Here is a 13,397-nt window from a genome sequence, read left to right as displayed (position 1 = left end):
ACGTCATATTCTACCATGCTGTGCCTAGATTGTGAACCTTCTTTTTTTGCTGTTACCCCGATTTATTGAGCGGATACAAAGTTAATTCATACCGTGCATCAGCAACGCCGAATTGATTTTCAATGACGGAGTATTTGACAACTCGGAAATCGCCATTTGTGAAAATATCATTTATCCTGTATTAAAAGAAGTTTGGAAAAATTATCGCAGTAATTTTCTCCTCTGGAGCCACCAAACCTTAGTCTATAATGAGAATCTGTCCGGAATTCCAGATTATATATTGGCGAAGCGCTCACCCCTCGGCACAGTAGTGTTTGACAAGCCCTATTTCATATTAGTTGAAGCCAAGAAAGAGAGCGCATTTGATGAAGGATGGGGGCAGTGTTTGGCAGAAATGATCGCCGTGCAGCGACTTAACAATGAACCAGAACAAACTATCTTTGGTATTGTTTATAATGGGGCAATGTGGCAGTTTGGCAAGCTCAAATTAGAAATGTTTACTCAAAATAAATTTTTCTATACAATTCAGGACTTAGAGCGACTGTTTGCAGCCGTTAACTATGTTTTTAAACAGTGTGAATTACAATTATAGAGGAATGCTCTTCAGTTTTAGGCGCGGGTGTCGAGAAACCGGGTTTTTATGGAAATACTTCGCTGTAGCCGGCAGATTCACGAAAAAACCCGGTTTCTAAGTTTAATTATTTACAGCAATCTTTGGAGATTTTACAGCATTTGCGATCGCCCGACGCGGAGACAGTGAGAGAAATTATTGCTATGGTTCAGCAGATGGCTGGGGATTGATGGCGGAGACAGTGAGAGAAATTATTGCTATGGTTCAGCAGATGGCTGGGGATTGATGGATGCACTTCGACTAAAGAAACCGGGTTTTTCGCAGCTTTTCGGTGGTGTATCGATATTCTGGGAAAAAACCCGGTTTCTGGCCACACCCTAAATCGCTAAAATAAAAAAAAGACCAAACCAAAAAGGCGATTATTGTGAGCGATTCCACCGTAGACCGGATTTTGCAATTAGCCCGCCAGCGTGCTGATGCCGCTGAAGTATATTATCTATCCAGCCAAGACACGCCGATCGAATTTGAAAACAATCGTCTCAAATCCCTGCAAACCAAAGCCCTGCAAGGCGTCGCACTGCGACTGATTTACAAAGGCAAAATCGGTTTTGCTAGTTCCACAGATTTAACGCGCATAGACGATTTAGTAGATGCAGCGATTCAAACAGCCGAAATCGGCGACCCCGCAGAATTTGAACTCGCCTCCAACTTCCACCTCAAAGGCCCGGAAACCACCTACACTCCGCCCACAACTCAAGAATTAGTCGAAAACGGCAAAAACCTGATCGAGCAAGTTCACGCCTACAATCCCGATATTATGGTAGATGTCGGCTTTCACGTCCGCACCAGTCGCGTGAAAGTTGCCACGACGCGAGACGTTGACGCCGAAATGTACAGCCAAATAGTCAGCGGCACTATTGCTGGCAATTTGGTCAAGGGAGAAGACTTTATGCAAGCATACAGTTACGACGTAGCGCGCGATCGCCCCCTGGACACCGACAGCATCCTCCAATCACTCCTCGAAAAATACCGCCTCGCCGAACATCCAGCCACCATCACCAGCGGTTCCTACCCAGTATTATTTACCCCCAGAGCCGCCGCTAGCACCCTCGGCAGCTTGTTTGATACCATCCTTTCAGGTCAAACAGTAGTTCAAAAAGCCTCTCCCCTAGCCGACAAAATCGGCGAAACCTTATTTGACGAACGCTTTACCTTTTTTGAAGACCCCACTTTAGGCCCTTCTGCTTGTCCCTTTGACGACGAAGGTACGCCCACCACCCGCAAAGTCTTGATAGACAAAGGTACTGTCACCGGATTTTATTGGGATCGCAGATGGGCCGCTCGCGCTGGTGTACGATCGACTGGCAACGGTTTTCGCAGCGGATTGTCTCGCCCAGGCCCTGATTTGACTAACTTTTGCATTTCCCCTGGAAATACCGCCACTCAAGACTTGATTGCTAGCATGGACGAAGGTCTAATAGTAGAGCAGGTTTTAGGTGCCGGTCAGTCCAATCAGTTAGCTGGCGAATTTTCTGTCAATTTGGACTTAGGCTATAAAGTAGAAAAAGGTAAAATTGTCGGCCGCGTCAAGAATACAATGGTGGCAGGCAGCATTTTTGAAGCGTTTAAAAATTTGGCAGATTTGAGCAGCGAAGCCGAATGGGTAGGCGGTGCAGCCTATTTGCCGAGTATCCTGTTTCAACAGTTGGGTGTAGCTTCGAGGCAATAAGTTCAGTGCGGTTTTACTCGTTACCAGGCTCTGCCTGGTAATACATATCGTGAGGCTCTGCCTCGAATTTGGATGAAAGCTTGCGAGGCAAAGCCTCTGGACATGGGTTTCCAGGCAGAGCCTAGGAACCAGTTAAAAGCGGTTCGTAAGTCCAGACGTGCTAAACAAACATAGAAACAGTGTCGGCAATTCAACGCTTTGCTAATTCATCCAAATAGGAAAAAACAGGGAAAAAGGTACAATGAAAGAGCAAAATGTCAAGGATGGAACTCGAAAGAAGAAAAAGCACTTTTTCTTTCTTTTACCTTTGGTTTTTTGCCTTTTAACTCTAGTGACTGGATGCGTTCAGTACGATGTCGGGGTTAACTTTGAGAGTCAAACTCGCGGCGAAATCGTGCAGCACATTAAACTAGGGGAAAGGTTGACGAGCTTCAGCAGCGAAACAGTTGCAGAATGGTTGAAAAGCGTAGAAAGCCGGGTGAGGTTGCTGGACGGAAAAACTAAACGGCTTTCGCCCACAGAAGTTTTAGTGAGGATTCCTTTCAATAATGGAGCCGAGTTGCAACACAAGTTCAACCAATTTTACAATCCGATCGCACCAACCGCAAAATCTCGGGTCGGAAGTCCGTTAGAAACCGATTTGCCGAAGTTTGAATCTCACCTGAATGTCAAGCAGAATAATTTGTTATTGGTGCTGCGAAATCGGTTGAGTTTGGAATTGGATTTGCGCTCTCTTTCTCTGCTTTCTTCTAACGGCAGTCTGCTGCTGAGTCCGGGGGGACTGTTGGAGCTAGAGTTTAGCTTGAACACGCCTTGGGGTGCCGAAAGTATTGAAACTGTCGCCGGTGCGCTGGTTCCCGAAAGCTATCAGCAGGGAAAGCAGTTAGTTTGGAAGCTAAAACCCGGGGAAGTTAACTATTTGGAGGCGATATTCTGGATTCCCAGTCCCGTAGGAATTGGGGCGCTGATTATTGCCTTATTTGTGGCTGCGGGCATTGCTTTGAAATATCAAATATTGCCGGCACTCTCAATCGGCAAGAAACCGCAAAACATCGGTCAAACCTAAAGAGAATATGTCCTGGCGGGGCGGGTTAACCAATCTCTTCAATCAACTCTCAGATATCTCATAAACCCGCCCATCCCCGGATATTATGGTTAATTGAGCAGATTTAATCTTATCAAAAAAACCTCCTCATCTGCCAAAAAACAGTTGACAAAAAGTAAACAATTTGCTTAACCGGAATAGAGAATTAGGAACAGAGAAAATGCGATCGCTAAATTTCTTCTTCATCTTTCTGATTTGCTTGGCTCTAGTATTGTTCAGCATCGAAAATACACAGCCAGTCGCGATTCAAGTTATCAAAGGCGTCCAAGTTAAAGCTCCGCTGTGCGTAGAACTAATTATGGCGGCAGGATTAGGGGCAATTCTAGCGTGGCTGTTCAGTCTGTGGTCGAGAATGCAGCGAACCATCGCCTCGCGCCAAGAGCTCCGCCAAGTTCGCGAAAAACAGCAGCGGATTCAGGAATTAGAACAAGATATAGAACGCTATAAAGCCGAAGTAGAAGGCAAACAACCTTTGTTAGAAAGTGCAGAACCGATAAGTTTAGAAATAGCAGCCATTGAGGCCACAACTGCAGAAATGACCGCCAATTAACTTGATATGCTCTCTCGTTTTCGGAGAGGGAAAATCTAAAATCTAAAATCTAAAATCTAAAATCTAAAATCTAAAATCGAATGGCCGTTTCCCGAGACCAAAATGGCTTAGAAACGATTTCCGAGGGGATCGCAATTTTAATTGACCTCGCAGAACGGGGAGAAATCGATCCTTGGGACGTTAAGGTAATTGAAGTGTTCGATCGATGTCTGAGCAAGCTTACGAACGCCTGCGATGCAGATCAGAGTAAGGATTTCTCCGATTTGTCCCACTCCGGCCAAGCGTTTTTGTACGCTTCAATGCTGGTGTTGCTCAAAGCAGAAAGTATCGTCCTCTCCGAACCCCCCGCGAATCCCGACTCTGCCGATGAGCCGGCACTAGAAGATGCAGAGCACTCAGGCGGGCGACACTTGCCGCAGCATTTAGAGCGGCAATTGCGCCGTCGCGGTGTAGCTCAACTACCGCAAAAACGCCCGGTGACTCTCCCAGAACTGATCGAGCAGTTGCAGCTAATGAAAGCAGCAATGGAGCAGCAGACTGTTACCCCCCGGCGCCGCCCTACCTCAAAAATGCGATCGCAAGCTGCCCAGGCTATCTTTGAGCTAGCTCACCAAGAAAATTTGGTGGAAACTGCTAGTCAACTGGAGCGGTTTCTGGCAGAACGGGGCCAGGAAATTGACGAGGGTTGGCTCGACTTGGACAAATTGCTAGAACTCTGGCATCATAACGATTTGCACTCCCCTATTAACCCAGAACTCCCGGTATCGACTGGGGAAGTTGACTTACCAAATCATGACCGCGTGGGTATTTTTTGGGCTTTGTTGCTGCTGTCTGCTCAGTCTAAAGTAGAGTTGCTTCAAGAGGAATTTTATCAAGACCTCAAAATCCGGGCGCTTTAAGCTTGCAGGGTATAGGTTCTCCGGCGAAACTAATAACTGTGACGCTGCGTCGGTTAAGATTCCAGGCAGAACCTAGCTCGCCGACATTGTGCGGCACAGTCCCGAATCCGGAGAGCGGGAGTGCAAAGTTCTTCCTGATTCCCGATTCCTGGTTTTTTAAATCCAGGTAAATTGGGAATAAATGATTGATAGCCTGGTACGATGTCGCCTATAAACAGGTCATGATTTTGCTGTGATCGATCGATTCGAGCGCAACCGCTAGCATCTAATTGTTCAGTTGATATCAATTAACAGAGGGTTGAGGAAGTTAATAATGAAAGCGATGATTCTGGCGGCCGGTAAAGGCACTCGCGTCCGTCCCATTACTCAGACAATACCCAAACCGATGATTCCCATCCTGCAAAAGCCAGTGATGGAGTTTTTGGTTGAATTGCTCCGCCAGCACGGATTTGACCAGATTATGGTCAATGTTTCCCACCTGGCAGACGTGATTGAAAACTACTTCCGCGACGGTCAAAAGTTTGGGGTACAAATTGCCTATTCTTTTGAAGGGCGAATTGAGGAGGGAGAACTGATTGGAGAGGCTCTCGGTTCGGCTGGTGGCATGAAACGAATTCAGGACTTCTCGCCGTTTTTTGACGATACTTTTGTTGTGCTGTGTGGCGACGCTTTGATTGACTTGGACTTGACTGCTGCTGTGAAGTGGCACCGGGAAAAAGGGGCGATCGCTACTATTGTTATGAAATCGGTTTCTCGCGAGGAGGTTCCCAGTTACGGAGTTGTTGTTACTGACGATTCTGGTAGAATCAAAGCTTTCCAAGAAAAACCTTCTGTAGAGGAAGCTCTGAGTACCGACATCAACACTGGCATTTATATTTTTGAACCGGAAATATTCAATTATATCCCTTCGGGCAAAGAATACGATATTGGTTCGGAGTTATTTCCCAAGCTAGTAGAAGCGGGCGCGCCTTTTTACGGGATTAGCATGGACTTTGAGTGGGTGGATATAGGCAAAGTTCCTGACTATTGGCGGGCAATTCAGAGCGTGCTGCTGGGACAAGTTAAAAATGTTTCGATTCCGGGAATTGAAGTGCGCCCCGGCGTTTACGCTGGTTTGAATGTAGCTGTGAACTGGGATAAAGTTGATATTACTGGGCCTGTTTACATTGGCGGGATGACGATCATTGAGGATGGAGCAAAAATAATCGGCCCGACAATGATCGGTCCGAATTGTTGGGTGTGCAGCGGGGCGACTGTGGAAAACAGCGTGATTTTTGAGTATTCCCGTTTGGGCCCGGAGGTGCGGTTGGTTGATAAACTTGTGTTCGGGCGTTACTGCGTTGATAAAACCGGGGCGGCGATCGATTTGCAAGCCGCGGCTCTCGATTGGCTGATTACTGACGCTCGCCAAGTTTTACCGACTCAGCAGGGAGAAGAGCGGCGGGCGATCGCAGAAATTCTAGGTAATCCTGAATAATTGCTAATTGCTCAAAGTAAGGTGCGCAGTGCGCACCCTACATTTTAAGACTGAAGATAAGTATACTGGCTGAGACTCCGCTCGTAATTTTGCAGCAAAAGTTGAGCCTCCGAAAGAGTAATTTTATTTTGCTGCAAAGCTGCTTCTGTCTGACGGCGGATGCTTTCAACCAAATTTTCTGAATCATACTGTACGTAGCTGAGGACTTCTTTCATAGTGTCTCCTTTCACAACGTGTTCGATATGATAGCCAGAAGGCGTTAGTTGAATGTGAACTGCATTTGCATCGCCGAATAAGTTGTGAAGGTTGCCCATAATTTCTTGATAAGCACCTCCCAAAAATAGCGCCAAGTAATAAGGTTCTCCGGGTTTGAGAGTATGCAGTTCCAAAACCGACTTGACATCTCGCAAATCGATGAATTGGTCGATTTTACCGTCGCTGTCGCAGGTGAGATCCGCTAAGATACCGCGATGAGTCGGTTCTTCGTCGAGTCGGTTAATTGGCATAATTGGGAACAATTGGTTAATTGCCCAACTGTCGGGTACAGACTGGAAAACAGATAAGTTGATGTAATAAATGGACGCCATCACCTTTTCTAAGTCTTCCAAATCCTCCGATACATATTGTTTTTGCCGCGCGATTCCCTGTATTTTATCGCAGCAAGCCCAGTACAACTGTTCGGTTTTCGCCCGTTCCGCAATTCCCAAATAGCCTAAGTTAAATAAACTGACTGCTTCTTCCTTGAATTGGATAGCATCGTGATAAACTTCTTGGTAATTTTCGGGAGTGATAGATTGGTAAATTTCGTAGAGATTACGAGGAATTTGGTGCGCCTTTTCATCTACTGGTTCGGGTATTTCTCTGGGGACATCGCTAGTACCGAGTACGTCAAAAACTAACACTGATTGGTGAGAAGCGATCGCCCGCCCGCTTTCGCTAATGATAATTGGTACCGGGATTTTGCGCTCGTCGCAGGCATCTTTCACTCCCGCTACTACGTCGTTAGCGTAGTTTTGCATATTGTAGTTTTTGGAAGCGTGAAAGTTTGTTTTAGAGCCGTCGTAGTCAACGCCGAGCCCGCCGCCTACGTCCAAGTAGTTCATATTAGCTCCCAATTTAGCTAATTCTACATAAATGTGGCTGGCTTCTCGAATGGCATCTTTGATGACGCTAATTGAGGAAATTTGAGAGCCGATGTGGAAGTGCAGTAACTGCAAACATTCGAGCATTCCAGCTTTTTCGAGTTCGCCGACTGCGCGGATAATTTCCGGAATTGTCAAGCCAAATTTTGCCCGATCGCCCGTGGAACCTCCCCAGCGGCCAACGCCTTTGGTAGTGAGTTTTGCTCGCACTCCCAAAATCGGTTTAATTCCTAATGCAATGCTCGCAGCGATTGCGAGTTCTACTTCCTCAATTTGCTCCAGCACAATTACGGAAGTTTGCCCCAGCCGCTGGGCCAAAATAGCAGTTTCGATGTATTGGCGGTCTTTGTAACCGTTACAAATTAACAAAGCGCCTGGGGTTTTTAAGGTTGCCAAAGCTATCATTAATTCCGGTTTCGAGCCGGCTTCCAATCCGAAGTGATGGGGTTGACCGAATCGCACCAAATCTTGAATTAATTGTCGGTGCTGGTTGCATTTGACTGGAAACACACCGCGATAGACATTTTTGTAATTGTAGCGAGCGATCGCTCTGGCAAAACACGAATTTAAGCGCTCGATCCGGTCTTCCAAAATATCAGAAAATCGAATCAGCAGGGGCAAAGCCAAATTTCGCTGTTTCAGGGATTCTACCAGTTCGCACAAATCGAGGGAACCGCCGCGATCGCCCTTGGGAGACACTGTAACGTGACCGGCAGCATTGATCGAAAAATAGGGTTCGCCCCAACCTTGAATTCGGTACAGTTTCTCGCTATCTTCTATTGTCCAAGATTTTTGTGGCAGTTGAGCCGCCGTTACCAAAGCACTGTCTGGTGCCGCCAAACTCGTGACTGTCGGCGGCTGAGTCGATAGCGGATCGATATCGGAGAAAGCAGCGGTGGCTGGGGAACTCATCTTATCGGAAACCTCTTTTAGGACTGGTCAAATAGATAGTTTATCGCACATATCGGGTTTCCTGATGCAGTTGAAAATTCACTTTCGTTAAAGGGCCCGGCGATTGCTCGCCCGGAAGCAGTCCTGGCGCAGGTCCAGTCTCAGAAACTCCATTTCCGATCTCACCTGCATACGGATACTTGCTTGAACACAGGAGTTGTGGAGAGCAATCACAGTTTAGATTTTAGTTCCAGCCCCCACCTTCATCCATGTGTGGAGTCACTTCTTTAATCTAAAATCTATAGTCTTGGACGCAGATTTGCCTTGCTCAACCCAGTTTACGATCAAAATCTCGGATTTAGTAACGAGAAATATACGAAGAAACCGGGTTTTTAACTCGCTCTGTGCTGTGGAGTCAATTCTGTAATCTTTAATTGTTAATCGACCGACACCATGAAGCTTCTCTGAATTAATTACCTGAAGAAACGGGGTTTCTGCGCCACGACTCCCAACTTCGATCGCCTTTCAAATTAGCTGTTGAATTACAGAGGCAGTCCAGCACGCACTCCTTACTTAAAGAAACCGGGTTTTTAACTTTGAGCGAGGACTTAAGGAAGTATTTTCGCCCATCAAACCCGGTTTCTGCGTCCTGTACTCAGAGGAATCCGCCGTTAAATCACCGTGACAGACTCTAACCAAAAATCACCTCCGGCGGGGCCATGTCAGCCCCCACAATCATTCCCCCGTGACTGGCAGACTTCTTCAAACCGGGTTTAGGCGTCGGGGCTGGGCTTTTTTGAGCCGGTGCAACTGAGGCTGGCGGTGTCACCTGCGTTGGAGGTACTGCCTGGGCTCCGGGGACCACGGGTTGCTGCGACAGCCAACCCAAACCCCCTACAGCCCCAGCCATCAAAGCGGTGTAGCCGATGTACAAATGTACCGGACGCATTTGAAAGCCTTCGGCCGACTCGGAGTCGGAAACAGATAAATACGTGCTGGGAATTGGGCTAGGAGCGGCTTTGGGCAAAGCATTCGCCATCGCGGTGCCGTCTAGTCCCAAGGTGTCGCCCAGCCTGCGGATAAAACCTCTAACGTAAATATCTTGGGGCAGTTTCTCGATTTCCCCATTTTCGATCGATTCGATGTGGTGCAGCGGCACAAGAGTTTGACTGTGGAGTTGTTGGAGGGATAGGGATCGAATTTGCCGTCCCTTGCGCAATTCTCTACCCAACTCCCGCAGGCACTCTTCTCGCTGTTGAACAGCTATTGCTGCTGCTTCTTCCTTGGTGAGTTTTTTCGGCTTCTTGGGAAAACCGAACCCTAGGAAGGATTTTCCGGGGATGGTGACAGTTGCAGGCGCAGCCGACTCGAGTTTAATTTCGTCTTGGGGCGCTTGTTTGCTGTCTTGTGAAATGTTAGTGTCTCGATCGACAATTTCAGTGTCGGACTCGGTTTGGGGCGGCGCTTCCAAAGTAGCGCTGCGCCAATAGAAGACAGGAACAGCTACTGGTGGTTCCAATTCTCTAAATTCTGTCACCGTCTCAATGGCGGGACTTACAGCAGCAAAACTCTGTTCGGCTACTTGCGGTTCAATTTTGTTTGGTTTGGGAAATCGATCAAATGCGAGCTTGACGGCTTCTCTGCTAACTGCTCTAATTAAAATTTCGGCAGCGGAGGCTGCTTCGCCCAACATGGTTTGTAAGCTAGCTAGAGCCTGGCTGTAAGTGTCGCTACAGAGCAGTTCAGCTTCTATTTGACCGAGGACAGAACGACAACTGTCTTGAGAAATTTCAATAGTTGCGTGATCTGTCACCCCAAAATAAGCCTCGGGTTTCAGTGCCATGATATTTAAGTTGTCTTGCTAGAAGGTATCTGAGTAGGTTCTTCGACAGCTTGGCAGTGATTCCGGATATCGGCTGGCAGAGAGCGGCAGAGTGAGGGAGATGGGGGAGAGTGGGAGAGTGGGAGAGTCGCAATTGCTGATTCGCGATTCTCGCTTACCGATTCCCACTTACAGATTGTCTATTGCTTGTGGATGCGATCGAGCAAAAAAAGAGCCCCGAAAATCCCGACAAAATGGGCAACAGTGGCGTGAGTATTGGCGAGTACCACAAATATGTCTAGGGGCTGAATAAATCGACCCAAATCAACTGCGGCACCGAACAAGGCTTGCGGCTGAGCTAGAGATTTGGCTAAAAGCGTGCCGCTGATGGCTTCTGCGCCGATCAGCGTCAGCAGCATTCCTGACAAGTTGCTCATCAGTGACAGCCGCACCTCTTTGATGGTGTCTGCTTTTTTGGGGCGGACAGCGTTAGCGGGCGATCGCAGTTGTCTCGACAAGCGAGTGAAGCGGAAAGAGCGATATACGCTGTAAGCGAGTACGGCCAGCCCGCAAATGGCAAAAAATACCCCCCCGCCGGTGCCGGCACTGTTTGAACCCGCAGCGGTGGTAGTGCTGGGGATGGCGAAGGGGATGGCAAAGAGCAAAATGATCCCCGCTACCACCGCTAGCACTAACTGTACCCAGAAGCAAACCCAGCCTGTTGTACGAAGGGCAAAGGCAACTCGCTGTACGGCGACAGGAAGCTTATCGTTATCTAACTGATTAGTCATATTTTGAGCGGGTATAATTAATTGGCATTAGTTGGCAGCAGTTTTTTCTCTTCGGGGACGCTTGACGGCGGTTAACCCTCTTTATAATAGAAGTAGCAATGTTTAAGAATTGTAACTAACATTGGATTTCACATTTGAATAGCGTCGATCGCCAGGTACTCAAAGCAATGACACAACTACAACCCACCGTCACTCCCAAACTAGAACAGCCAAAGTTTGGCTTCAACAGCTACGCGGAACGCCTTAACGGTCGAGCCGCGATGATCGGTTTTTCTCTAACTTTAATTATCGAGTATGTCACAGGCCAGGGCTTGCTGTCCTGGTTAGGTCTCAACTAATTTTAGCAATGGCGCGGTCAGCCTTACACTTTGTCTTGACTCTTCGGGCAGCGGGTGTGACTTCTGCTGACCGCGACAAATTCGGGAATTGATTAAAATATTAATTAGAAACAAGCCCAGCGACTTCTCTGTCGAGAGAGATCGGTTCCCGAATGCAATAGCTGGCTTTTGGAGGTGTATATGGGGTGGAATTTTGATTTGACAAGCTTGGCAATTTTGCCTCGCTCCCGTACAATTCCCCACAGGCGAGAAGATTAATGTAGGTGAAGCTAGTCTTTGAGCTAGAAATCCCGATCGTTCCGCCAACTCTAAGTTTTAGAGATTGTAAATAAATATAGAACAGAGTAAAACCAAATGAATGCTTCGTGGACGCGACTTTTGAGGTCAGCTTACCGTAGAGAGCCAATTACCAGCTTTGTTGTGACAGTGGGCGTTGTCGATGCAGCCATCGGCAGCATCGGTGCGAGCGGCTCTTTATTGGCTTTTGGGCTGGGTACCGCTGGGGTGGCGATGGCTCTCCGCTGGTGGCAAATTTACCGCTCTGGAGCCGAACAACCCGCACCTGCTCCCGAATACTATCTTCCTCCTCAGTCTTCTAGACCTCAGTTGCCCGTGCTTAACGTGTCTAAAAAAAATCCTCCTTATTAAGGTTACGCGGCAATGGCGACTGGGTGAGGTGACGATCGACTCGCTGCATCTGAGGCACCAAAAGATATGGCAAGAAAGTCTTTCCATCGTCGATCTTTAATGCTTGGTTTATGAATATTTCTGTTGCCGAGAAACTGTACAAAATTGGCTCCGTAGCTGCCTGTAGCGGTTTGTCGGTGAAAACTGTTCGCTACTATGAGGAGATGGGCTTGCTGTCTCCCGCGGTGGAGCGCTCGCCCGCTGGTTATCGCTTGTTTGGGGAAGCGGTATTCAACAGGTTAGCGTTTATTAAACGCTCTCAGGCTCTGGGTTTGAGCCTTCAGGAGATTAAGGATATTTTACAAGTTCGCGATCGGGGAGAGTTGCCTTGCTTTGAAGCGAAGCAGCATCTAACGGCTAAGGTAGAGGAAATTTCGGTGCAAATTGCAGCCTTAGAAACTTTGAAGGGGGAGTTGCAAGGCATTCTCAACTGCTGGCAAGAGCAACCCTCGCAGGCGAGCATTACTAGCACGATTTGTCCGAACATTCAGCGGGATTGAGCAGCAGCCGAAAGATACAAAAAAAGGGAAGGAATTATTGGTTTCCTTCCCTTGATGATTTTGTTGGTGGTTTTGTCGATCGTGTTGAGCTTTTAACTGTTTTCGCAGAGTTTGCTGTTGCTTTTTGAGCTGTCGAGCTCTTGCCGCTCCGCCTTTGCCTTTGGAGTTTCTGCCCTCACTGCGGGGAGACTCCCAACTTTTTAGTCTCATGTTTTTAAGTTTTTGCACTACCTCTATACTACACCGAGGCAATTTCACTGTCAAGTATTTTTGAGACTGTTGACAGATTTGGATTTGTTACAGGCATAGCGATGGTGCGCCCATAAGCACCCTACAATTAGAGTTTTTTCTGTAATGATGGAATCAACAGCCCTAATTGTGTAAGGAATGAAAATTTAATAACATCAGCGATGTATAATAAATAAATGAGTGAATATGAATAGGTTCATGTTTCGGTATAGATGTAAAATATTATACCTACTTGTTTCTTCTTGTGTCGCTGATGATTTGTTGATTTGAATCATTTCTTACTAACTTAATTTATGTATTACTCAGACGAAATTACTGCTTTAATGCTCAAACATCATCAGTCTTTATCTGAAAAAGACCAAAGAAAATATGCAGCGATAGAAGCGGTAAAACTTGGTCGTGGTGGAATTATTTACATAGCCCGAGTTTTGGGAGTAGACAGAAATACAATAGCCAAGGGAATTAAGGAGTTAAAAAGTGAATCAGAACCCACCTTGAATCAAAAGAGAATTCGCCGAAGAGGGGGAGGAAGAAAAACTAGGGATTCTCAGATACCTGATTTTTATGAGGTATCCGCTCAATAAATCGGGGTAACAGCAAAAAAAGAAGGTTCACAATCTAGGCACAGCATGGTAGAATATGACGT

Annotated in this window: 13 protein-coding genes; 10 read left to right on the top strand and 3 right to left on the bottom strand. The window is 47.0% G+C overall.

The window, feature by feature from the left end; all coding sequences use genetic code 11:
• The first annotated feature begins 112 nt into the window (after window positions 1-112).
• The 6 genes from QUA99_RS30285 to QUA99_RS30260 all read left to right on the top strand — a co-directional run bounded on the left by QUA99_RS30285 (window position 113) and on the right by QUA99_RS30260 (window position 6,331).
• Window positions 113-592, top strand: a complete 480-nt coding sequence (locus QUA99_RS30285; RefSeq protein ID WP_333244466.1) for a hypothetical protein — start codon at window positions 113-115, stop codon at window positions 590-592.
• 403 nt (window positions 593-995) lie between these two features.
• On the top strand, window positions 996-2,300 hold the full coding sequence (locus tag QUA99_RS30280) for a metallopeptidase TldD-related protein (RefSeq protein ID WP_333244469.1): 1,305 nt from the start codon (window positions 996-998) through the stop codon (window positions 2,298-2,300).
• A gap of 241 nt (window positions 2,301-2,541) precedes the next feature.
• The gene (locus tag QUA99_RS30275; protein ID WP_333244471.1) at window positions 2,542-3,366 is read left to right on the top strand and encodes a DUF3153 domain-containing protein; all 825 of its coding nucleotides are present in this window, start codon (window positions 2,542-2,544) and stop codon (window positions 3,364-3,366) included.
• Between the two features lie 199 nt (window positions 3,367-3,565).
• Window positions 3,566-3,955, top strand: coding sequence for a LapA family protein (locus QUA99_RS30270; protein WP_333244474.1), 390 nt, complete (start codon window positions 3,566-3,568; stop codon window positions 3,953-3,955).
• Window positions 3,956-4,035: 80 nt separating this feature from the next.
• Complete coding sequence (locus QUA99_RS30265; RefSeq protein ID WP_333244476.1) at window positions 4,036-4,854, top strand: segregation/condensation protein A; 819 nt, start codon at window positions 4,036-4,038, stop codon at window positions 4,852-4,854.
• A gap of 313 nt (window positions 4,855-5,167) precedes the next feature.
• The gene (locus QUA99_RS30260) at window positions 5,168-6,331 is read left to right on the top strand and encodes an NDP-sugar synthase (RefSeq protein WP_333244479.1); all 1,164 of its coding nucleotides are present in this window, start codon (window positions 5,168-5,170) and stop codon (window positions 6,329-6,331) included.
• Window positions 6,332-6,375: 44 nt separating this feature from the next.
• On the opposite strand, the gene speA is transcribed toward QUA99_RS30260, so the two are convergent.
• From speA to QUA99_RS30245, 3 genes are all read right to left on the bottom strand, one after another.
• The gene (speA, locus tag QUA99_RS30255) at window positions 6,376-8,385 is read right to left on the bottom strand and encodes a biosynthetic arginine decarboxylase (RefSeq protein ID WP_333244482.1); all 2,010 of its coding nucleotides are present in this window, start codon (window positions 8,383-8,385) and stop codon (window positions 6,376-6,378) included.
• Between the two features lie 670 nt (window positions 8,386-9,055).
• A complete protein-coding gene (locus tag QUA99_RS30250) occupies window positions 9,056-10,207 on the bottom strand; it encodes a helix-turn-helix domain-containing protein (protein ID WP_333244483.1) in 1,152 nt (383 codons plus the stop codon).
• 179 nt (window positions 10,208-10,386) lie between these two features.
• Complete coding sequence (locus tag QUA99_RS30245) at window positions 10,387-10,977, bottom strand: DUF3611 family protein (protein WP_333244486.1); 591 nt, start codon at window positions 10,975-10,977, stop codon at window positions 10,387-10,389.
• Window positions 10,978-11,144: 167 nt separating this feature from the next.
• Here QUA99_RS30245 and QUA99_RS30240 point away from each other — a divergent pair, with 167 nt between their 5' ends.
• The 4 genes from QUA99_RS30240 to QUA99_RS30225 all read left to right on the top strand — a co-directional run bounded on the left by QUA99_RS30240 (window position 11,145) and on the right by QUA99_RS30225 (window position 13,335).
• Window positions 11,145-11,315 carry a hypothetical protein gene (locus tag QUA99_RS30240; RefSeq protein WP_172186391.1) on the top strand — a complete coding sequence of 57 codons (171 nt, stop codon included), beginning with the start codon at window positions 11,145-11,147 and terminating at the stop codon, window positions 11,313-11,315.
• 354 nt (window positions 11,316-11,669) lie between these two features.
• A complete protein-coding gene (locus QUA99_RS30235; protein ID WP_333070263.1) occupies window positions 11,670-11,963 on the top strand; it encodes a hypothetical protein in 294 nt (97 codons plus the stop codon).
• A 110-nt stretch (window positions 11,964-12,073) separates the two neighbouring features.
• Entirely contained in the window at window positions 12,074-12,502 is a 429-nt protein-coding gene (locus QUA99_RS30230; protein WP_333244489.1) for a heavy metal-responsive transcriptional regulator, read from the top strand.
• Window positions 12,503-13,044: 542 nt separating this feature from the next.
• Entirely contained in the window at window positions 13,045-13,335 is a 291-nt protein-coding gene (locus QUA99_RS30225; protein ID WP_333244492.1) for a hypothetical protein, read from the top strand.
• Window positions 13,336-13,397: the final 62 nt, after the last annotated feature.

The organism is Microcoleus sp. F10-B2, from assembly GCF_036704965.1.
Classification (GTDB): Bacteria; Cyanobacteriota; Cyanobacteriia; order Cyanobacteriales; family Microcoleaceae; genus Microcoleus.
The sequence above is the reverse complement of the archived record's forward strand: the minus strand, read 5'-3'. Positions and strand labels throughout refer to the sequence as shown.